Genomic DNA, 22,007 nt, shown 5'->3' with positions numbered 1-22,007 from the left:
GCGCCGCCGGGGCTGGGGCTACAGGTACGTCTTCGTCCAGGCGAACCAGGTCTGGTCACAGCAGGCCTATGTCAAGCCATCCAACACTGGCGCGGGCGATCGTTTCGGCGACGACGTCGCGCTCTCGCTGGACGGCCACACCCTCGCCGTCGGCGCACGCTTTGAGGACAGCAGCGCGACCGGCATCGATGGCGACCCGGCGAGTAACGCCTCCGTCGACTCCGGGGCCGCCTACATGTTCCGGCGCGCGAACGACGTATGGTCGCAAGAGGCTTACATCAAGGCCTCCAACACCGGCAACGGCGACACCTTCGGTGGCCCGCTCGCCCTCTCGGCCGACGGCGACACCCTCGCCGTCGCGTCGTACCAGGAGGACAGCGCGGCGATCGGCATGGGCGGCGACCAGGCCGACGAGGACGCGCTCAGCAGCGGCGCGGTCTATGTGTACACACGCGTGAATACGGCCTGGTCGCAGCGGGCCTACGTCAAGGCCTCCAACGGCGAGGCGGACGACTCCTTCGGCGCAGCCGTTGGCCTCTCGGGCGACGGCAACACGCTGGCCGTCGGCGCATATGCCGAGGACAGCCCGTCGACTGGGATCGGCGGCGACCAGCTCTCGAACGCGGCCGCGAGCGCCGGGGCCGTATACCTATACTAGACCATTGCGAATACCACGACCTCACGCTGCGGTGCGAGGTCGCACGATATCCACTACCGACGCTCCCGCCGCTCGCGCGATCGGATTGCCCGGAAACGCCGGTCACCTCCGCGCGGAGGATCTCCCCGAAGGAACGCTACCCATGTCCCGACCTCGACTCATCGTCCCGCTCACCCTGTCCACGCTCCTCGCCTGTCAAGCCGACCCCCTCGCCGATACCTCGGCGACGGACCCGGGTTCGGGCACCGATACCGGCGGGGCCGCCAGCACGACCGGCACCTCGACCACCGACCCGACCACAGGCCCGGCCGGCGATACCACCGACCTTACCAGCACCGGCGATTCGCCAACCACCGGCGACTCGCCCACCACCGGCGATTCGACCACGACCGGCGATTCCACCACCGCCGGCGACTCGACCACCACCGGCGATACCACCGGCGTCCCCGACCCCGTCTGTGGCGACGACGCCCAGGACGCCGGCGAGGAGTGCGACAACGGGGCCCAAAACGGCGACGACCAGGCCTGCACCGCCGCCTGCAAGATCAACGTCTGCGGCGACGGCAAGCCCGGCCCCGGCGAGGGCTGCGACGACGGCAACCTCCGCGACGGCGACGACTGCAGCTCGAAGTGCAGCCTGCCAGACTGCGGCGACGGCCTCGTCGGCGTCAACGAGGCCTGCGACGACGGCAACGCCGACAACACCGACGCGTGCACCAGCGCCTGCACGACCGCGATCTGCGGCGACGGCTTCATCCAGGCCGTCAGCGGCGAGACCTGCGACGACGGGGCCCAGAACGCCGACGACCAGGCCTGCACCGCCGCCTGCGCGATCAACCTCTGCGGCGACGGCAAGCTCGGCCCCGGCGAGGCTTGCGACGACGGCAACCTCGAGGACGGCGACGGCTGCAGCGCCGACTGCATCCCGCCCCCGGAGGCCACGGCGCTGCAGCTGAAGTTCTCGCCGATCAAGCAATTCGCCTTCAGCTGGGCGCCCGCGACCGGGGCGACCCACTATCAATTGCTCGAGAGCCCGACCGGGGACGCACCCTTCGATCAGGTCGGGGGCGACATCGCCGGGGAGGCGCTCTCCCTGACCATGCCGCTACACCTGCGATTCGGCGCGCGCTACATCCTGCGTGCGTGCAACGGCGAGGGCTGCAGCGACTCCGCGCCGGTCGAGGTCGTCGACTCGATGGCGACCGCGGTCGGCTACTTCAAGGCCTCCAACACCGGGGCCGGCGACGCCTTCGGCACCATCGACATCGAGCTGTCGGACGACGGCAGCACCCTCGTGATCGGCGCGCACCAGGAGGACAGCGCCGCCACCGGCATCGGCGGCGACCAGGCCAACAACAGCGCCGCCAACGCCGGGGCGGTCTACGTGTTCGTGCGCGTGAACGACGTCTGGTCGCAGCAGGCCTACATCAAGGCCTCCAACAGCGAGGCCGGCGATCTGTTCGGATACAGCCTCGCCCTCTCTGCAGACGGCAATACCCTCGCGGTCGGCGCCTACGCGGAGGACAGCGCCGCCACCGGCATCGACGGCGACCAGGCCAACAACACCGCGGCCAACGCCGGCGCCGTGTATGTATTCCGGCGCGGGGGCAAGACCTGGTCGCAGCAGGCCTATATCAAGAGTTCCAACATCGGCGCTGGCGATCAATTCGGCAGCAGCCTGGCGCTGTCGGGCAGCGGCGACACCCTCGCGGCCAGCGCGATCACCGAGGATAGCGCCGCGATCGGCATCGGCGGCGACCAGGCCAACAACAGCGCCGCCAATTCGGGGGCCGTCTATGTGTTCAAGCGGGTGAACCAGGCGTGGTCGCAGCAGGAGTATATCAAGGCCTCCAACACCGGGGCCGGCGACAGCTTCGGCGGGCGCCTCGCGCTGTCCTGGAGCGGCGACACGCTCGCGGTCGGCGCGACCCTCGAGGACAGCGCGGCGGCCGGCGTCGGCGGCGATCAGGCCGACAACGCCGCCGCCAGCGCCGGGGCCGTGTACATGTTCCTCCGGGCCAACGACGTCTGGTCGCAGCAGGCCTATCTCAAGGCCTCCAACACCGGCGCGGGCGATCAATTCGGCGGCGACGTCACGCTGTCGGCCTTCGGCGACACGCTGGCGGTCGGCGCACGCTTCGAGGACAGCAGCGCCACCGGCGTGAACAGCGACCAGACGAGCAACGCCAGCGTCGACGCCGGGGCCGCATACGTGTTCCGGCGGGTGAACCAAGTATGGTCGCAAGAGGCCTACATCAAGGCCTCCAACACCGGCGCCGCCGACATCTTTGGAGCGCCGCTCGTATTGTCAGCCGACGGCGTCACCCTCGCCGTCGGCGGAACCAGGAGGACAGCGCCGCGATCGGCGTCGGCGGCGACCAGGACGACGAGGGCGCCCTCAGCTCCGGGGCCGTGTATGTGTACACACGGGCGAACCTGGCCTGGTCGCAGCGGGCCTACGTCAAGGCCACCAACGGCGAGGTGGGCGACTTCTTCGGGGCCGGCATCGGCCTCTCGAGCGACGGCGCCACGCTGGCCGTCGGCGCGTACGCCGAGGACAGCCCTGCCACCGGCATCGGCGGCAACCAGAGCTCCAACGCGGCCGCGAGCGCGGGGGCCGTATACCTGTACTAGCCAATCAGCGGTCACATCCATACCGATCTCTCCCAAGGAAACCCACCATGTCCCGACCTCGACGCATCGTCCCACTCACCCTCTCCACGCTGCTCGCCTGTCAGGGCGACCCCATCGCCGATCCCTCGTCGACGGGCGTGGACTCCGACGGCGAGACCGCGACCACGACCGGCACCACCGCCACCGCGACGCAGGACCCGACCTCGGAGGGGCCGACCTCGACCGGCTCGACCGGCGATCCGACCACCGGCGGCAGCACCAGCGCCACCGTCACGGGTGAAACGACCACTGCCGATGACAGCACCGGCGGCGCCACCACCGGCGCTCCCGACCCGGCCTGCGGCGACGGCCACACGGACCCGGGCGAGGCGTGCGACAACGGGCCCCAGAACGGCGATGATCAGGCCTGCACCGCCGCGTGCACGATCAACGTCTGCGGCGACGGCAAGCAGGGTCCGGGCGAGGGCTGCGACGACGGCAACCTCGTGGACGACGACGAGTGCAGCGCCAAGTGCAGCCTGCCAGGCTGCGGCGACGGCCACGTCGGCGTCGGCGAGGCCTGCGACGACGGCAACCTCGACGACACCGACGAGTGCACCGCCGCCTGCACCCCCGCCGCCTGCGGCGACAGCTTCACCCAGCCGGCCAACGGCGAGGCCTGCGACGACGGGGCCGGCAACAACGAGGCCGCCGCCTGCACCCCCGAGTGCCAGAACGCGACCTGCGGCGACGGCTACGTCCTGCAAGACGTCGAGGAGTGCGACGACGGGGCCGAGAACGGCGACGATCAGGCCTGCACCGCCGCGTGCGCGATCAACGTCTGCGGCGACGGCAAGCTGGGCCCGCAAGAGGCGTGCGACGACGGCAACCTCCTCGACGACGACGGCTGCAGCGCGGCGTGCGAGCCAGCCCCGGAGGCGACGACGCTCAAGCTCAAGTTCTCGCAGATCAAACACTTCGACTTCAGCTGGGCGGCCGCCACCGGGGCGACCTTCTATCAGCTGCTCGAGAGCGCCACCGACGGTGCGCCGTATCAACAGCTCGGGGGCGACGTCGTGGGCACGTCGCTGTCGCTGACGATGCCGCTGCACCTGCGGTTCGGCGCGCGCTACGTCCTGCGCGCGTGCAACGACGGCGGCTGCACGGACTCCGCCCCGGTCGAGGTCGCCAGCACGATGGCGAGCGCGGTCGGCTACCTCAAAGCCACCAACGCCGGGCCCGAGGACTACTTCGGGGTCCGGGTCGCGCTGTCGAGCGACGGCAAGACCCTGGCCGTCAGCGCCCAGCGTGAGGCCAGCCTCGCCACCGGCATCAACGGCGATCAGACCGACAACACGGGCGCCGTGGTCGGGGCAGTGTACATCTTCGTGCGCACGAATGACGGGTGGTCGCAGCAGGCCTACATCAAGGCCTCCAACGCCGGGACCGGCGACCTGTTCGGGGAGAAGGTCGCGCTGTCGGCCGACGGCAACACCCTCGCCGTCAGCGCGGCCAACGAAGACAGCGCCGCCACCGGCATCAACGGCGACCAGGCCAGCAACGCCGCCAGCGACTCCGGCGCCGTCTATGTGTTCGTGCGGGCGAACGACGTATGGTCGCAGCAGGCCTATCTCAAGGCATCCAACACCGAGAAGACCGACTTCTTCGGCGGCAGCGTCGGCCTCTCGCACGACGGCAACACCCTGGCGGTCGGCGCTTACGTGGAGGACAGCGCCGCCACCGGCATCGGCGGCGACCAGGCCAGCAACGCCGCCGTCGACTCCGGCGCTGCCTACGTGTTCGTGCGCGCCAACGGCATCTGGTCGCAGCAGGCCTACATCAAGCCCTCCAACACCGGGGCCGGCGATATCTTCGGCTACGCGCTCGCGCTCTCCGGCGACGGCACCACCCTCGCCGTCGGCGCCCGCCTCGAGGACAGCGCCGCCATCGGCATCGACGGCGACCAGGCCAACAACGCCGCGGCCAACGCGGGCGCCCTCTACGTGTTCGTGCGCGCCAACGACGTGTGGTCGCAGCAGGCCTACATCAAGCCCTCCAACACCGGGGCCAGCGACTTCTTTGCGATCGACGTCGCCCTGTCGAAGAACGGCGACACCCTCGTCGCCGGCGCGTTCCTCGAGGACAGCGCCGCCACCGGCGTCGACGGCGACCAGGCCGACAATACCGCCGGGAGCGCCGGGGCCGCGTACGTGTTCGTGCGGGATGGCGACGTCTGGAACGAGCAGGCCTACCTCAAGGCCTCGAACACCGAGGCCGGCGATCAGCTCGGCGATAACCTCGCCCTGTCCGCGGACGGCACACCTGCTCGCCGTCGACGCCCAGAGCGAAGACGGCGGCGCCCCCGGCGTCGGCGGCCAGGAGGTCAACAACGCGGCCGCCGACTCATCCGGGGCCGTCTACCTGTTCGAGCGGGCCAATGACGTCTGGTCACAGCGGGCCTACATCAAGGCCTCCAACACCGGGCCGAGCGACCGCTTCCGGTGGGCCGCCCTGTCGGGCGACGGTCAGACCCTCGCCGTCGGCGCGTGGTCCGAGGACAGCGCCGCCACCGGCATCGGCGGCAAACAGTCGGACAACACCGCGTCGAACGCCGGGGCGGTATACCTGTACTAAAGTGGCATGTATTCGAGCTGCAGGTAGAAGCCGCCCCAGGCGTTGATCGGCGAATCGGTGTCAAACGGAGGGTCCGGCACGATGTACCCGCAGAGACCCCCGCCGAGCAGATCGATCACCTGTTCGTTCGCACCCGGCGTCGCCGATCCGGCGGCCAGGTGACCGTGGACCTTGAATTGCGCGGGTGGCACCGTGAACGGCGTACCCCGCAGGTCGAGGTTGCCGCGCCCGGTCGTCGAGCCCGCATCGACGCAGTCCATCGCCGCGGCGTAGGGCATCGACGTGACCACGATGTCGCCATGCATCAGCTGCCCGCTCGAGCTCGAGAAGGTCTGATCGCTGACATCGACGCGCAATCCATAGGGGTCGATGCGAACCCGGGAATACATCGTCCGCACGGCCGTGCCCTGCCCGTTCCCCGGGACGTACTCCGAGAAGTTCCGGTCCGGGCCGACCATCGGCAAGGTCAGATAGTCCGCGGGCGCGCCGTCCATATCGACGCACCACACCTGCCAGGGCCGCGCAACGTCGCCCCCGGCGTGGACGGTGTACTCCCCGTCCATCGCGCCGGGCGTCCCGACGCGGACCTCGGCGCAGCTCTCGGGCAAGGTCGAATCGCCGGTCTCGCCGGTCGCCATGGAGGTCGGCGCGCTCGACCCTCCGGTCGGGCCCTCCGCGCCGCCGGTCTCACCGCCCGTGCTGCTCGCGCCGCCCGTGTCGCCGCTCGGGTTCACGTCGACATAGGCCGTGCATGCGGCGAAGCCAGCGAGTAGGGGGACGCTCCAGCTCGCGCGGCGCATGGTCCCGCGATCGTATCGCGACGGCGGCCGATCGAGCACGCCTTCTCGCTGCCCCGGACCCCGCGCGATCACGACCACGGTCGCCGCTCGATCATCGCGTGATGGATCGCCGCGGGCCGCGGTACTAACGACGACATGCGACTTGTCCCCTGCCCTACCCTCCTCGGTCTGCTCGTGCTCGCCGCTTGTCCCGCGGACGTCGACGTGGGCGAGCTGTCCATCACCGCCACCGAGGCCAGCGGATCGCAGGGCACCACCCCGACGACCGGCGAGGCGCCCCCGGACGGTCAGCCCGTCCTCGAGTGGGACCTCTCGCCGATCAAGCAATTCTCCTTCTCGTGGACGCCGATCGTCGCCGGCCACTATCAGCTGATGGAGAGCCCGGGCCCCGGCGAACCCTATGTGCAGGTCGGGGAGGACCTCGCCGCCGACGCGACGCAGGTCGCGGTCACCGTGCCGCTGCACACCCGACTGAACGCGAGCTACGTCCTGCGGGCGTGCAACGGCATGGCCTGCACGGAGTCCGAGCCGGTCCAGGTCTCCGGCTCGCTCGCCGAGGCGATCGGCTACGTCAAGGCCTCGAACCCCGACGCCGGCGACACCTTCGGCGCGATCCTCGCGATCAGCGGCGACGGTGACACCCTCGCCGTCGCCGCGATCGCGGAGAGCAGCAGCGCCACGGGCGTCGGCGGCGACCAGGCCAGCAACTCCCTGCCCGGCGCCGGCGCCGTCTATGTATACACCCGGGCGGGCGCGACCTGGTCGCAGCAGGCCTATATCAAGGCCTCGAACACCGACCCGGAGGACCAGTTCGGGGCCAGCGTCGCGCTGAGCCACGACGGCGACACCCTCGCCGTCGGCGCCTCCTTGGAGGACAGCCTCGCCGTCGGCATCGACGGCGACCAGGGCAATCACGCGTACAACCCGGGCGCGGTCTACGTCTTTCAGCGCACCGGCGAGAGCTGGTCGCAGCAGGCCTACGTCAAGGCCTCGAACGCCGACGAGAGCGACCAGTTCGGCATCGCCCTCGCGCTCAGCGGCGACGGCAACACCCTCGCCGTCGGCGCCTTCGGCGAGGGCAGCAGCGCCGCCGGGGTCGGCGGCGACCAGAACGACGAGTCCGCCAGCGAATCCGGCGCCGCGTATGTGTTCACGCGCAGCGGCTCGACCTGGTCGCAGCAGGCCTACATCAAGGCCTCCAACACGGTCGCTCACGCCTACTTCGGCGTCGAGATCGCGCTGGACGCCAGCGGCGACACGCTCGCCGTCGGCTCCTGGTTCGAGGCCAGCAACGCCACGGGCGTCGACGGCGACCAGGGCAACAGCGCGGCGCCCGGCGCCGGCGCCGTCTATGTGTACACCCGGGCCGGCGAGACCTGGTCGCATCAGGCCTATGTCAAGGCCTCGAACACCTCGCCGGGCGACTGGTTCGGCGACAGCATCGCCCTCAGCGACGACGGCAAGACCATGGCCGTCGGCGCCCCGAACGAGGACAGCAACGCCACCGGCATCGACGGCGACCAGGCCAACGACGCGGCGATCGACGCTGGCGCGATCTATGTGTTTCGCCGGACCGCGGACACCTGGGCGCAGGAAGCCTATGTGAAGAGTTCGAACCTCCGCCCGGGTGATCTCTTTGGCGCCGACGCCCAGCTGAGCGCCGACGGCAACGTCATGGCGGTCGCCGGCCTGCTCGAGGACAGCCGCGCCACCGGCGTCGGCGGCGACCAGGCCGACGACCTGGCGCCTGACGCCGGCGCCGTCTATGTCTTCCGCCGCGCGGGCGCGGCGTGGTCCCAACAGGCCTACGTCAAGGCGCCGAACACCCACGCCGACAATCGCTTCGGCACCATCGCCCTGAGCGCCGACGCCAGCACCATGGCCGTCGGCGCCTTCCTCGAGAGCAGCCATTCGGCCGGCGTCGGCGGCGACCAGACCGACCTCTCCGCGCCCGGAGCCGGCGCGGTCTATCTCTACTGACTCCCACGGAGCCGCGGAGCCGCCCGCCTGGACCCGAGACGGGGAGTTGCTCTGAGATCGAGTGATGGATCGGTCCGGGCCGAGGAACAAAGCACACGAGCTACCTCATCCCTGCGGGCTCGCACTGAGCACGCTCTGCGTCGATTCACAGCCTCATTCGCGTGCGCCGGCGATGTTAAGGCGCTCCGAACTCGTGTCCCACTCAGGAGATAATTGCCATGCCCCAGTCTCGCCTCCTCTTCCCGCTCGCGCTCACCACACTGCTCGCCTGTCAGGGCGACATCATCGCCGATCCCGAGACGGACACGGACACCGGACCTGGAACGACCGCGAGCACGACCGGCGCCTCGACCGCTGAACCGACCAGCACGTCGACCGGGTCGACCACGGACCCGACGACGAATCCGACCACGGACCCGACGACGAATCCGACCATGGATCCGACGACGACCGCTTCGACCGGCGACAACACCACAGGCACGCCCGACCCGGTCTGCGGCGATGACGTCCAGGACGTCGGCGAGGAGTGCGACAACGGGGCCCAGAACGGCGACGATCAGGCCTGCACCGCCGGATGCGAGATCAACGTCTGCGGTGACGGCAAGCAGGGCCCTGGCGAGGGCTGTGACGACGGGAACCTCGTGGATGGCGACGGCTGCAGCGCGCAGTGCAGCTCGCCCGACTGTGGCGACGGCGCGCTCGACCCCGGCGAGGCCTGTGACGACCGCAACGCCGACAACACGGACGCGTGCACCGACGCGTGCACCGCCGCGGTCTGCGGCGACAATTTCGTCCAGCCGTCCAACGCCGAGGCGTGCGACAACGGGGCCCAGAACGGCGACGATCAGGCCTGCACCGCCGCATGCGTGATCAACGTCTGCGGCGACGGCAAGCAGGGCCCTGGTGAGGGCTGCGACGACGGCAACGTCCTCGACGGCGACGGATGCACGTCCCAGTGCAGCCTGCCGGACTGCGGCGACGGCCTCCTCGCGGTCGGCGAGGCCTGCGACGACGGCAACGACGATAACACCGACGCGTGCACCGATACCTGCACGCCCGCGACCTGCGGCGACGGCTTCGTCCAGCCGTCCAACGCCGAGGCGTGCGACAACGGGGCCCAGAACGGCGACGATCAGGCCTGCACCGCCGAATGCGTGATCAACGTCTGCGGCGACGGCAAGCAGGGCCCTGGCGAGGGCTGCGACGACGGCAACGTCCTCGACGGCGACGGATGCACGTCCCAGTGCAGCCTGCCGGACTGCGGCGACGGCCTCCCCGGGGTCGGCGAGGCCTGCGACGACGGCAACGACGTCAACACCGACGCGTGCACCGCCGCCTGCACGGCCGCGACCTGCGGCGACGGCTTCATCCAGCCGTCCAACGGCGAGGCCTGCGACAACGGCGTGGACAACAACGACAACGCCCCCTGTACACACCTGTGCTTGAGCGCCGTCTGCGGCGACGGCTACCTCCTCACCGACGTCGAGGAGTGCGACGACGGGATGCAGAACGGCGACGACAAGGCCTGCACCGCGGGGTGCCTGCTCAACGTCTGCGGCGACGGCAAGCTCGGCCCGGGCGAGCTCTGCGACGACGGCAACCTCGTGGACGGCGACGGCTGCAGCGCCGAGTGCGAGGGGTTGCAGGCAGCGACGCTGCAGCTGAACTTCTCGCAGATCAAGCAGTTCGACTTCAGCTGGGCGCCGGCAAACGGGGCGACGCACTATCAATTGCTCGAGCGCCCGACCGTGAATGACCCGTACACGCAGCTCGGGGGGAACATCGTCGGGACCTCGGTCTCGCACACGATGCCGCTGCACCTCCGCTTCGGCGCGCGCTACATCCTGAGGACCTGCGACGGCAACGGCTGCACCTCCTCGGCGCCCGTCGACGTGGTCAACTCGATGGCGACCGCGGTCGGATACTTCAAGGCCTCCAACACCCAGTCTGACGACGTGTTCGGGGAGCTGATCGCGCTGTCGGCCGACGGCAACACCCTCGCTGTGGGCGCGCAGGGGGAGGACAGCGCCGCCACCGGCATCAACGGCGACCAGGCCAACAACGCCGCCGTCGACGCCGGGGCCGTCTACGTGTTCGTGCGGACGGGCAAGGCCTGGTCGCAGCAGGCCTACGTCAAGGCCTCCAACACCGGGTCCGGCGATGGGTTCGGGTCCAGGCTGGCGCTGTCAGCCAACGGCGACACCCTGGCCGTCGCCGCCTTCCAGGAGGACAGCGCCGCCACCGGGATCAACGGCGACCAGGACAGCAACACCGCCCCCACCGCCGGGGCCGTGTATGTGTTCGCGCGGGCGAACAACGCCTGGTCGCAGCAGGCCTACGTCAAGGCCTCCAACGCCGAGGCGCACGACTTCTTCGGGATCGGTGTCGCGCTGTCGGGCGACGGCGACACCCTCGCCGTCGGCGCGCAGGGGGAGGACAGCGCCGCCACCGGCGTCGGCGGCGACCAGGCCAGCAACGCCGTCACCGGCTCCGGCGCCACCTACGTGTTCGTGCGGACCAACAACAGCTGGTCGCAGCAGGCCTACATCAAGGCCTCCAACACCGGGGCCAACGACTTCTTCGGCAACCTCGTGGCATTGTCGGGCAACGGCGACACCCTGGCCGTCGCCGCGCGGAGTGAGAGCAGCGCCGCCACCGGCATCAACGGCAACCAGGCCGACAACACCGCGGGCGGCGCCGGGGCTGCGTACGTGTTCGTCCGGGTGAACAATGCCTGGTCACAACAGGCCTATGTCAAGGCCTCCAACACCCAGAAGAGCGACCATTTCGGGTGGAGCATCGCATTGTCGACAGACGGGAACACCCTCGCCGTCGGCGCGAACTTCGAGGACAGCGCCGCGACCGGCATCAACGGCGACCAGGCCAACAACGCCGCCGCGGACTCGGGGGCCGCCTACGTGTTCGCGCGGGTCAACAACGCCTGGTCGCAACAGGCCTATGTCAAGGCCTCCAACACCGGCGCAGCCGACTACTTCGCGTACACCCTCGCGCTGTCGGGCGACGGTGACACCCTCGCCGTCAACGCCAGCGACGACAGCCCCGCCGTCGGCGTCGGCGGCAACCAGGGCAACGGCGCCGAGAGTGCGGGGGCGATATATGTGTACGTGCGGGCGAACACGGCCTGGTCGCAGCGGGCCTTCGTCAAGGCCTCCAACACCGCGTCGATCGATGGATTCGGGCGCGGCATCGCGTTGTCGACCGACGGCGGCCTCCTCGTCGGCGCCGGATTCCTCGAGGACAGCGCCGCCACCGGCGTCAGCGGCGACCAGGCCAACAACGCCGCCAACAACGCGGGCGCCGTATACATGTACTGATCTCCGCCTTCGCCCGGCCGCGGGCGGGGCCGCGAATCGTCCGCGAGCCTCACCGCCGGGTAGGGCGCGGCGCCGCTCGCCTGGACCTGAACTGACCACGACCGTCGGCTTGACGACGAGCCGCTCTGCCGTGACCCTGATCCTCGAGGCCCACGAGCAAGCGTGACGCACCGATCGACACCACGACCCCGCCCCGGGACCGCCCGACCCGTGGCCCTCGGGCTCTCCTTGCTCACCGCGTGTACGGCCAATCTCCCCGTGGACCTGACGGCGACGGTCACTGGCAGCGAGACGGAGAGCACGACCGGGGCGTCGACGGGCGAGGGCTCGACCGCCCCGACCGGAACCGAGGGCCCAATACCCAGCCCGCGAAGCTGCGCCGAGGTCCTGGTCGCCTCGCCGGGCGCCGCGGACGGGGAATATACGCTCTACGCCGACGGCGACCCCGCGCGACCCTGGCAGGCCTGGTGCAACCAAATGGACAAGGAGCCCGCCGAGTACCTGATCCTGCCCATGTCCGGCGACGGCATCAACTTCTCGCAGTACGTGTCGGGAGACACGACGGTGAGGACGATGTACTCGCGGGTCCGCGTCGATCCGCACAGCTTCCTGGTCGAGATCGGCGATCAGACCTTCGCCCGCTCGACCGGGCAGGCGATGGCGGGCACGATCGTCGTCGCCTCGCTCGCCTACGCGGTGGCCATGGACTCCACCGGACACCTCCCGGAGCACCTCGGCCTCGGCAACATCGACCTGCGCGGGACCCCCTTCACCGTGTCCTCCACCACGCAGTGGTCCATCTTCGGTTTCAACGCCGACGGCTCCGCGGCGCCCTCCTCGGACGATCAGGTGGTCGACCTCCAGGTGGCCGGCGCTTCCGGGTACATCGTGCCGACCGCGGTCGACCCGGGGTGCCCATGCAACGCCTGGGGCGGCTCCCTCCTCCAGCTCGCCTACACCCTGTAGAGCTCGACCAATGACCCGAGTACAAGCCCGAACCCCCCGCCCCTGGCCCGCCCTCCTACTCGGCCTCGCCGCGCTCACGGGCTGCACGACCACCGTCGACCTGGGCCAGCTGTCGACGACCGGCCCGGACACGTCCACCGGCGACACGCTCGACGCGACCGACGCGTCCGCCCCCACCAGCACCGGCGCGAGCACCACCGCGTCGACGGATACGCCTGTGACAGTGAAGATCACCGAGACCGCCGTCACCCTGCCACCGGGCGGATGGCGCGGGTTCTCGGCGACCGTCGAGAACGCGTCGGACAGCTATGTCACGTGGAGCCTGGACCCGCCGGCGAACAGCGGCGTGTTCGTCGAGCAAGGCTCCCCCCGCACGGTGAGATACGACGCGCCGGCGACGCCCGGCACCTATCACCTGATCGCCACCAGCGATGAAGACCCGACCGCGAGCGTGGCCGCCACCATCACCGTATCAGCCAGCGCGCCGACGGTGGCCACAATATTCACGAACTATAACCCCGACTCGGTCGGTAGTGACCCCACCGCGGACACCACCTTCGTCGTGACCGAGACGCGCCACATCACCTATATTGACACGTATCACTACCTCATCGGCAATACGCCTGTGGGGACGATCTCTCTGCGCCACTCGGACAACACGCTGTACGGCCCCTGGCAGGCGATGGGGCTCTATGGTGGGGGCATTATCAACGGACTGTGGGTCTGCTACCCGAACGTCGACATCAAGCCGGGCACCTACACCATCGTCGATTCGAGCCCCTCGACCTGGTCGACGAACGGCGGATCGGGCAATCAGGGCTTCGCGCAAGTCGACGCCCTGGCGCTACCCTAAAAGCCCGCGCCGACCTGGGACGCCACGCTACGGATCGCCGCGCTCCACGCCCCGGGCCACCGCCCGCGCCATCAGCAGCGCCGCCGCCAGTAGCAGCAGCCCGCCCGGCGGCACCAGCAGCACCCCGAGCCCCGGGTCCCCGCCGAGGATCCACACCCCACCGAGCAAGAAGCCCAGTGGCAGCAGCACCCCCGCCGCGATCAGACAGCGCGACGCCAGCCGCACCCCGCTCGCCTCCGCGAGCCCCGGCCACGCGTGCAGCGTCGCCGCGAAGCCGAGGTGCACCAGCCCGACCAGCGTCCCGTGCGCGTGCGCCAGCGTCCACATGTGCCTGCGCGGCGCCTGCGACAGATCGAGGTACGCCCCGACCTTCATCCCGTGCAGCGCCTCGAGCCCGACCCCGACCGCGACGAACAGCGCGAGCCACCACCAGCCGAGGCGAAGATGAAGGCGGACCCGCTGCACGCCTCACTCTCGCAGATCGACCGGCCGCTCGTCGCGCTCCGTGTTCAACCTGCGGATCGCCGCCGCGTCCGGACCCCCGTCGGCCCCACGCAGCCGCGCAGGGTCGGCCGCGCCTCGCGGCTGCAGCCCGATCAACACATCCCGGACCGCCGCCCGGGCCTCCACCGACCCGTCCGGATCGATCTCCACCCCCGCGCTCACCGGCAGCCGCCGCAGCGCCCGCGCGGCGACATGCCGCACCGCCGCATACGGGTCCATCAGCAGGGCCGCGAGGATCGCCACCTGCCAGTCCCCGCCGCCCACCGCCCGCGCCGGCCCCCAGCCGAGGTGCCACGCCGCCAGCGCCCGCTGCCCCGCGTCGCCGCGCAGGGCCCACAGCGCCACCGCCGAGACCTCCGTCTGCAACGCCGACAGCTCCGGCCGCTCGTGCCCGTACCAGCGCGCGAGCGCCTCGGCCGTCCACGCCAGCGGGCGATCGATGTGACACAGGCTGCACGCGTCCGGCCGCCCCGTCGTCAGCGTCAGCGCCAGGTCGGGCCGATCGATCAGGTGACTGCGCATCGCCCCCAATAACCCATACGTGGTGTGCGGCATATGACAATCCATACACCCCGCCGCGCCCGGCGAATGATGGCTGTGCTCCGCCGAGGCCTCGCCCGCGTGACAGCCGACGCAGGCCGCGTCCCCGTCCATCCCCGCCGCCAGCTGGTCGTCCGGCGGCGCCCCGTGCATGCGGTGGCACGACAGACACGACAGCTCCCCGCCCGCGAAGCACGCCGACTCGCGCAGCCCGCTGTACTCGCGCCCGGTCACCCGCACCATCCCGTCGCTCCACATGCGCCCGGCCAAAAAGTCCGGGTCCTGCTCGAGCAATGCATCGATCGCCGGGCCCTCCTCCCGCGACGCCCGCAGCGGATGCCGCACCAGCCGCTGCGTCGCCGATAGATCGTCGCCCGCCCGGTGCGAGTCGCCGTCGCGGCGCCACGCCGCCTCGTCATGAAATAACCCGACGCTGTGACAGCGCCCGCACAGCTCCGCGCTCGCCGGCGCGGGCAGGCGCGCCGGCTGCACGATCGACGGATCTGCCGCCCCGCTCCAGTGCTGCAGATAGCGCCGCAGCGGATCGCGGTGCCGCGCCGCGTGGGCCTCCCCCGGCCCGTGGCAGGCCTCGCAGGCGATCCCCAGCTCGGCGACCCGCGTGTCCCGCAGGTCCTCCGCGACCCCCGGCCGACCCGCCACCGCGTGACACGCGATGCACACCTCATTCCAGGTATACACGACATCACCCTCCGGCGGCCGCAGCAGCGTGCTCTCCACCGGCACCCAGCGCCCCTCGGCGATCAACCACGCGAACGGGAATGCATGCAATGTGCGCCCGACCGTCGCCGCGACCCAGTACACCTGCATATGATGCGACCCGGTGATCATCACGACCCGCCGCTCGACCATCGGCGCGACCGTCAGCGGCGCCCCGGCCTCGGCCCGCGCCCGCTTGTCCGCCGGGTCGACCATCCGCACCCAGTACTCGTCCCCCCGCCGCTCCACCCGATATTCGCCGTCCACGCCATTCAGCCGCCTACCATCAAAGGCCCCCTGCACCGTCGCCGGCGCGGCCCGCTGCGTCATCGTGCGATGATAGGTCGCCGACCAGCTCGCGTGCTCCCCCGGGTGACACGCCACGCACGCCCCCGAACCGACATACTCCGCCCGCCCCTGCAGCGGCGTCGCCCGCAGCAGCTCCGCCCGCGAGCGCGCCTCCCCGCCCCGCTGCAGCCGCGCCCCCACCGACAGCCCGGCCAGCACCAGCCCGCCCGCGGCCAGCAGCGACAATCCGAGCTTCGTGACCCCGGCCACCCGCGCCAGTGTACAGCCCCCCGCCACCGTCCCGCGCGCGAAGCCACCCGCCCGGAGATCACGATCGAGGTGTCAGCGACCCGCGCCCCCCGGCGTTCAGGCCCCCGTGACGCGCCGCCACCCCGCGTCACCCCCACCGCCATGCGCAGCAACCAGCTCCCCATCGACAGCCCCTGCCACGAATCCTGGGAGGCCATGGACGGCGACGCCGAGCGCCGCTTCTGCGGCGTGTGCCAGAAGCACGTGCACAACCTCTCCGCCATGCGCCACGACGACGCCCGCGCCCTGCTCGCCGAGTCCGCCGGCGCCAACCTGTGCGTCCGCTACAGCGCCGAGACCGACGGCAGCCTGCGCTTTCGCGACCTGGTCCCCGCCGCCCGCCTGACCCGCGGCCTGGTCCGCAGCGCCTTCGCGGCGGTCCTCCTGGCCGCCTGCGACCCCGGCCAGGCGGCCCCGATCGCCGACCTCGGCGAATCGGTGATCGAGTCGATCCGCGAGGCCACCACCCCGACGAATGACGGCGGCTGCAATTACACCACCGGCCCCTTCACGACCTTCCACTTCGCCCCCGGCCACGTGCTGTGTCGCAGCAACGGCCACGACGACGCCGCCCTGCCGCCCGCGATCAGCCTCACGCCCCCGCACGAGCCGACCCTCGACCCCATCGATATCCCCACACACCCGGTCGCCGTGCCGATGCCCGACCCGATCGATATGCCGCTGATGGGCCAGGCCGTCGCCTTCCCCGAGCCGACCCAACCCTTCGTCCCCTGCGACCCCAAACCCACGTCCCACCGTCCGCCGCAGCCCCAGTTCGCCCCGCCGCCGCCGCCCACATACGAGCGCATGGGCGACGTCGCCGCGCCGATCGAACCCCCACCCGCGATGGGCGGCCTCGCTGTCTTCGAGCCCCCACCTCCGCCCCCACACCCCGGCTTCGCCCCACCACCGCCCCCACGCCCAGGCTTCGCCCCACCGCCCCCTCCACACCCCGGCTTCGCCCCACCCCCGCCCCCGCACCCCGGCTTCGCCCCGCCGCCGGACCCGATCGACGACCGCCCACTCATGGGATCGATCAGCCCCGCGAGCGTCGAGCCCGAACGTATGGGTCGCATCGCCCCCTCACCGCGCTGACCCGCGACGAGCCACGAGCTCGTGAGGTGTCGTGATAAGGTCGAGCCCGGACCCGCGATGTCAGACCCCGCCGAGGAAACCTCCACGACGCCCCGCGTCCGCGCGATCGCCCGGGCGATCCGCGGCGAGGAGCAGCGCCTGCGCGCCGGTCACCCCTGGCTGGCCCACCAGGACGCGATCGGCATGGCCTGCTTCCTCGCCAGCGTCGCCGCGATGGCCGCGATCGCCTGGGCCTACCTCAGCGGCGCCCTGCCGTGGTGGGCCGCGATCCTGCTCATGCCCGCACCGATCTCGATCCTCCACGAGCTCGAGCACGACCTCATCCACGAGCTCTACTTCAAGGGCCGCCGCGCCGTGCAGGGCCTCATGTTCCTGACGATCGCGTGGGCCAAGCTCAATGGCAGCCCGTGGTTTCGCCGCGGCCTCCACCTCTATCACCACAAGCGCAGCGGCCAGCGCGACGACATCGAGGAGCGCCTGATCGGCATCGGCCTGCGCGCCAGCTGGTATCGCGTCCTCATCGCCGTCCACCCGATCTTCTCCGGCCGCGTCGTCCCGAGCATCCAGCGCGCCAACCCCGAGTTCCGCCCAGACATCGGCCTGCGCACCGCCCTCCCGCAATTCATCGTGTTCGGCGCCGTGCTCTTCGCCCAGCCCGCCCTCGCCCTCCTCACCCTCCTCGCCCCCGAACTCGCCGCCCAGGTCCCCGCCCAGATCCACGCCGCCCTCAACACGCTGATGGTGCTGCTGGTCGCCCCCAACGTCCTGCGCCAGGCCTCGCTCGCGCTGATATCATCGTACTGCCATTACTACGAGGATATCCCCGAGCACGACATTTTTTATCAGAACCAGATCCTCGACCACTGGGCCCTCGTGCCGATGCAACTGCTGTGCTGGAACTTCGGCGCCACCCACATCATCCACCACTTCGTCCCCGGCCAACCGTTCTACCTGCGCCAGATGGTCGCCCACGCCGCCCACGCCGAGATGCTGCGCCAGGGCGTGCGGCACAACGACCTCGACATCGTCCGCCGCAACAACCGCTGGGGCGAGCCCCCGCCCCGCCGCCACTGATCTCGATCCTGCCCCTCGATGAGGGCCTGACCAATGCAGCGCCAAGCCACCACCATGAACACCCACAATCCGACGACCCTGCTGCTCCTCCTCGCCGTCCCCGCCTGCATGAGCAGCGCCCCCGCGCCCGCCGCCTCGCCGCCGCCGCCGGAATATGTCGTCACCCCGCCCGGCCCGGTCGCGAACGATCCACCCCCGCCGCCCGTCGTCGCCCCGCCGCAGCCCACAGACCCGCCCCCGGCCCCCATGACCCCTGCCACGCCCCCGACCGCGCCGATCGCCGACGCGCTCACCCAGGTCCCCTCCGCGGTCGCGGCCAACTATGTGCTGTCGATCTCGCCCGACCGCAATGAGCTGACGATCGACCCGCGCCCGCGCCCCGCCCGGCGAGCCGCGCGGGACATCAGCGGCTTCTCGGCCCGCGACAGCGAGAATGGCGGCAAGATCATCACCCTCGCCGGCGGCCCCTTCCGCAACGCCCGCTGGGTGCAGGCTTCGTTTAGCGAGCAGGTCGGCCCCGGCCCGCAGCAGGACGAGCTGCGCCGCGCCGGCTACAACCTCGAGCAACGCCGCGACCTGCTGGTCGTCGACGGCGAGCGCGAGCCCGGCGTCACCGTGTTCGCCTTCAGCGCCGACGCGAACAAGCCCGGCATCGTCGGCATCTGCTCGCAGGTCACGATCGTCGACTTCGTGCCCGGCAACACCCGCCCGATCGCCGTGCGCAAGCCCGTCATTTACCTCTACCCGCGCACCCGCAGCGAGGTGAAGGTCCAGGTCGAGATCGCCGGCGACCTGATCGCCACCTACCCGAAGCCCGGCCCCGACGGCTGGAGCGTCACCGCAGATCCCGACGGCAGCCTCCTCGACCCCGCGACCGGCCGCCACCACCGCTATCTGTTCTGGGAGGGCACCAGCGCACAATGGACGATCGACCCGGCGCGCGCCCACAGCGTCCCTGGCGAGGACGCGGCCGGCTTCCTCGAGCGCGCCTGCGGCCGCTTCGCCCTCAGCGACGGCGAATGCGGCGACTTTATCACCTACTGGCTGCCCGCCCTCGAGCAAAACCCGCACAACCTGATCGAGTTCGTCGACCCCGAGCGCTACGGCCGCTACGCCCGCATGCAGATCGAGCCGCGGCCCGACGCCGTGATCCGGCTGTTCATGATCTTCCAACGCAGCGACGCCCCGGTGTCCGTCGGCGCGCCCGAGCTGCCGCAGCAGCGGCGCCAGGGCTTCACCGTCGTCGAGTGGGGCGGCGCCGACCTCGACGAGCGGCCAACACCCGCCCGCTGACCCCGCGGCGAAGAGCATCAGGGAGCATGGTCTTGTCACCACCCGCGAGCCTGTGAAAGATCTCTGCTCTGGTTCACTTCCTCCACTCCCAGGCTTGCTTGGCGCACGAGAAATTAGGGCTAGGTCGGCCCGAGCTTGCGGACCCAGGTGACGCTCCCCGCGGGGGTCACGTCGTCGCCGACGACCGCGAGAAAGCCGGGCCCGAACGCCGCCGCGATCGTGAGCGCCTGGCCGTCGGCGTCGCTCGACGGGAACACCGTCGACCAGTCGAGCTGACCGTCGCTCGAGAAGCTGCGCACGCCCGCCTCCGACGCGCCGTCCTCGAGATCGCCTTCGGTGAGCACGACGACGCTGCCATCGGGACCGATCGCCAGGTCGCCCGGGCCGTCGGCGGAGGTCCCCGTGAAGTCGAAGAAGTAGGTCCAGCGCGTCTCCCCGTCGACACCGAGACGACGGACGAACGGACCGGCTGCGGCGTACCCGACGAGCACGAGGTCGCCAGACGGCAACGCACCGATCGAGTGCCAGTATTCGTCCCGGTCGCGCACGACCGGGCCCGGGGCGCCGGTGGCCGCGTCGACCGAGAAGCGCACCGCGCCCGACTGTTCGCTCTTCTGCGCCAGCAGGTGACCGACGGTAATGACGCTGTCGCGGGTGACCGTCGTATCGGTGAGGAGCAGCGCCCCGGAGCCATCGCCGACGAGCGTCTGCCACACGATCGCGCCCGTGGCCGGATCGCGGCGCTCGACCCGGAGCTTGTCCGCGGACCCGGCGTTGTCGACCGGGGCCGCGCCCGAGACGTAGACCGCACCCTCGGCGACCGCGACGTCCGCGTATACGACATTCGTCGGGGTGACCTGCCACGCGAGCTCTCCCTCCGGGCCGTAACGGCGCAGGGTCGACCCCTGGACGAAGATCCCCCCGTCGTCGCCGATCTCGAGGTGGGGAGACGCGCCGTTGAAGTCGTCCACGTCGACCGCCACCTCCCACTGCTGTTCGCCGCCAGCGTCGAGCGCCCGCAGCCAGTACCCCACCGCTGGATCGTGCCGATCGGGTGCGCCGTAGACGACGATCGTTCCGTCGCCGCCGACGGCGACGTCGATGACCATGCTGGCGCTGCGCGTGGCCGTCCACGCGGCCTCCCCGGTCAGGTGGCACGTCGCGTCGCAGCCGTCGCCCTCGCCGTCGCAGGCCTCGCCGGGGTCGAGGACATGGTTGCCGCAGATGGCACCCGTCTCACCGCCATCGGGGGACGAGCAACTTAGAAGGAGCGCGGCCGCAGCCGGGCGGGACAAGCAGCGGAGAATCATGGCAGCGGGCCAAGCAAGGCCCGTGCCGACCGGATGCCGGCGCGCCGCGTCGGCATCGCGGTCACGGGACGAAAGATCCTGCGCTAGCGTGCAGGGGTTGCACCTCCGGCCGACCGCACGGCCCATGTCGTACCTCGCGCGGTGCGGCGCAATCTCATCATGGAGATCTCGCTCGGCCCTCGACCCATTGGACCGGTGGAGGCTCCTGCGCACGCGCCGTCGGCAAATCCGCAAGGATCTGCCCACCAGCAACGCCACCCTGAAGGCTCGATGAGCGACGGAGTTACGCTGGCGCCGCCTCGGCGCGGACCCGCGAATATGTGTGTACTTGCCCCTTGAAGGACCCGCCCGCGGTCGCGTGCCTGGCGACCCGCAGGGTCGCGTGATCGAAGCCGTGCACGCCCATCATTCGGCCGAATCGCGCCTGCAGGCCGCGGTCCGGGTCGACCAGGATCACCTCGGCGCTGCCGCAGCTGTGGCGTTCGATGTGATCGGAGAGCGCCCCGGGCAGGCCGCGATCGTAGAGCAGGTCGCTGCCCACGATCAGATCGAAGCGCCCGAGCCCCGGATCGACGATATGCCAGTCCCCGCGGTGGAACGGGATCGGCGTCAGGTGATTGAGCGTGGCGTTGGCCCGCAGGAAGCTGTCGGCCAGCGGGTGGATGTCGCTGGCCGTGACGTCCGCGCCGCGCGCGTGGGCCACCAGGCTCGCCAGCCCCAGCCCGCAGCCGACCTCGAGTACCCGCCGACCCTTGAGGTCGATGCGGCTGAGCTTCTCCGCCAGCACGCACGCCGCCGGCCATAACACGCCGAACAGCGACCACGACGCGGGCGAGATCCCGAGCCTCTCCGCGACCTGATCGGGGTCCGAGAATTGTTGCCGCTCGAGCAGCGAACGCAGATGATACAGGATCCCGCCGACCTTGAAGTGTTCAAACTTGACTTCGTAGGTCGGCAAATTCCTCGCAGCTTCAATACCACACGCGGCGCCTCCGGCCGGGATTTCGGGGTCACGACGGCGAAGCGCCGCGCCGCGCC

At 70.8% G+C, this 22,007-nt stretch carries 14 protein-coding genes and 1 pseudogene; 10 read left to right on the top strand and 5 right to left on the bottom strand.

The genetic code is table 11. The annotated features are described in order from the left end of the window. The 3 genes and pseudogenes from IPJ59_RS18200 to IPJ59_RS18190 form a co-directional block, all read left to right on the top strand. A pseudogene (locus IPJ59_RS18200) lies at nucleotides 1-658 on the top strand (FG-GAP repeat protein); the annotation flags it as partial. A gap of 142 nt (nucleotides 659-800) precedes the next feature. Then, the gene (locus IPJ59_RS18195) at nucleotides 801-3,572 is read left to right on the top strand and encodes a DUF4215 domain-containing protein (protein WP_293272664.1); all 2,772 of its coding nucleotides are present in this window, start codon (nucleotides 801-803) and stop codon (nucleotides 3,570-3,572) included. 145 nt (nucleotides 3,573-3,717) lie between these two features. Further along, nucleotides 3,718-5,712: a DUF4215 domain-containing protein gene (locus IPJ59_RS18190; protein WP_293272672.1), complete on the top strand. Its 1,995-nt coding sequence runs from the start codon at nucleotides 3,718-3,720 to the stop codon at nucleotides 5,710-5,712. A gap of 189 nt (nucleotides 5,713-5,901) precedes the next feature. On the opposite strand, the gene IPJ59_RS18185 is transcribed toward IPJ59_RS18190, so the two are convergent. Continuing rightward, nucleotides 5,902-6,705: a GON domain-containing protein gene (locus tag IPJ59_RS18185; RefSeq protein WP_293272663.1), complete on the bottom strand. Its 804-nt coding sequence runs from the start codon at nucleotides 6,703-6,705 to the stop codon at nucleotides 5,902-5,904. Nucleotides 6,706-6,840: 135 nt separating this feature from the next. Between IPJ59_RS18185 and IPJ59_RS18180 the strand changes: the two genes are divergently transcribed. From IPJ59_RS18180 to IPJ59_RS18165, 4 genes are all read left to right on the top strand, one after another. After that, complete coding sequence (locus tag IPJ59_RS18180; RefSeq protein WP_293272662.1) at nucleotides 6,841-8,685, top strand: FG-GAP repeat protein; 1,845 nt, start codon at nucleotides 6,841-6,843, stop codon at nucleotides 8,683-8,685. Between the two features lie 218 nt (nucleotides 8,686-8,903). After that, on the top strand, nucleotides 8,904-12,020 hold the full coding sequence (locus IPJ59_RS18175; protein ID WP_293272661.1) for a DUF4215 domain-containing protein: 3,117 nt from the start codon (nucleotides 8,904-8,906) through the stop codon (nucleotides 12,018-12,020). Between the two features lie 210 nt (nucleotides 12,021-12,230). Then, nucleotides 12,231-12,986: a GON domain-containing protein gene (locus tag IPJ59_RS18170; protein ID WP_293272660.1), complete on the top strand. Its 756-nt coding sequence runs from the start codon at nucleotides 12,231-12,233 to the stop codon at nucleotides 12,984-12,986. Between the two features lie 223 nt (nucleotides 12,987-13,209). After that, entirely contained in the window at nucleotides 13,210-13,839 is a 630-nt protein-coding gene (locus IPJ59_RS18165; RefSeq protein WP_293256789.1) for a hypothetical protein, read from the top strand. A gap of 27 nt (nucleotides 13,840-13,866) precedes the next feature. On the opposite strand, the gene IPJ59_RS18160 is transcribed toward IPJ59_RS18165, so the two are convergent. Then, on the bottom strand, nucleotides 13,867-14,304 hold the full coding sequence (locus IPJ59_RS18160) for a hypothetical protein (RefSeq protein ID WP_293272659.1): 438 nt from the start codon (nucleotides 14,302-14,304) through the stop codon (nucleotides 13,867-13,869). A 3-nt stretch (nucleotides 14,305-14,307) separates the two neighbouring features. Continuing rightward, nucleotides 14,308-16,158 (bottom strand): cytochrome c3 family protein, encoded by a 1,851-nt coding sequence (locus tag IPJ59_RS18155; RefSeq protein WP_293272658.1) that lies wholly within the window; start codon nucleotides 16,156-16,158, stop codon nucleotides 14,308-14,310. 141 nt (nucleotides 16,159-16,299) lie between these two features. Here IPJ59_RS18155 and IPJ59_RS18150 point away from each other — a divergent pair, with 141 nt between their 5' ends. The 3 genes from IPJ59_RS18150 to IPJ59_RS18140 are packed head-to-tail and all read left to right on the top strand — an operon-like array spanning nucleotide 16,300 to nucleotide 19,659. After that, nucleotides 16,300-17,292, top strand: a complete 993-nt coding sequence (locus IPJ59_RS18150; protein WP_293272657.1) for a hypothetical protein — start codon at nucleotides 16,300-16,302, stop codon at nucleotides 17,290-17,292. A gap of 57 nt (nucleotides 17,293-17,349) precedes the next feature. Next, entirely contained in the window at nucleotides 17,350-18,366 is a 1,017-nt protein-coding gene (locus tag IPJ59_RS18145; protein ID WP_293272656.1) for a fatty acid desaturase, read from the top strand. 54 nt (nucleotides 18,367-18,420) lie between these two features. Continuing rightward, a complete protein-coding gene (locus IPJ59_RS18140; protein ID WP_293272655.1) occupies nucleotides 18,421-19,659 on the top strand; it encodes a hypothetical protein in 1,239 nt (412 codons plus the stop codon). A 119-nt stretch (nucleotides 19,660-19,778) separates the two neighbouring features. Here IPJ59_RS18140 and IPJ59_RS18135 read toward each other — a convergent pair whose 3' ends face one another. Both IPJ59_RS18135 and IPJ59_RS18130 read right to left on the bottom strand, forming a co-directional pair. Continuing rightward, a complete protein-coding gene (locus tag IPJ59_RS18135; RefSeq protein WP_293272654.1) occupies nucleotides 19,779-20,954 on the bottom strand; it encodes a hypothetical protein in 1,176 nt (391 codons plus the stop codon). A 298-nt stretch (nucleotides 20,955-21,252) separates the two neighbouring features. Then, entirely contained in the window at nucleotides 21,253-21,927 is a 675-nt protein-coding gene (locus IPJ59_RS18130; protein ID WP_293256806.1) for a class I SAM-dependent methyltransferase, read from the bottom strand. Between the last annotated feature and the right edge of the window lie 80 nt (nucleotides 21,928-22,007).

This window comes from Nannocystis sp. (assembly GCF_016714285.1).
In the GTDB taxonomy this organism is placed as follows: domain Bacteria; phylum Myxococcota_A; class Polyangia; order Nannocystales; family Nannocystaceae; genus Nannocystis.
Note: the sequence above shows the minus strand (reverse complement) of the source record. Positions and strands in the feature narration are given on the sequence as shown.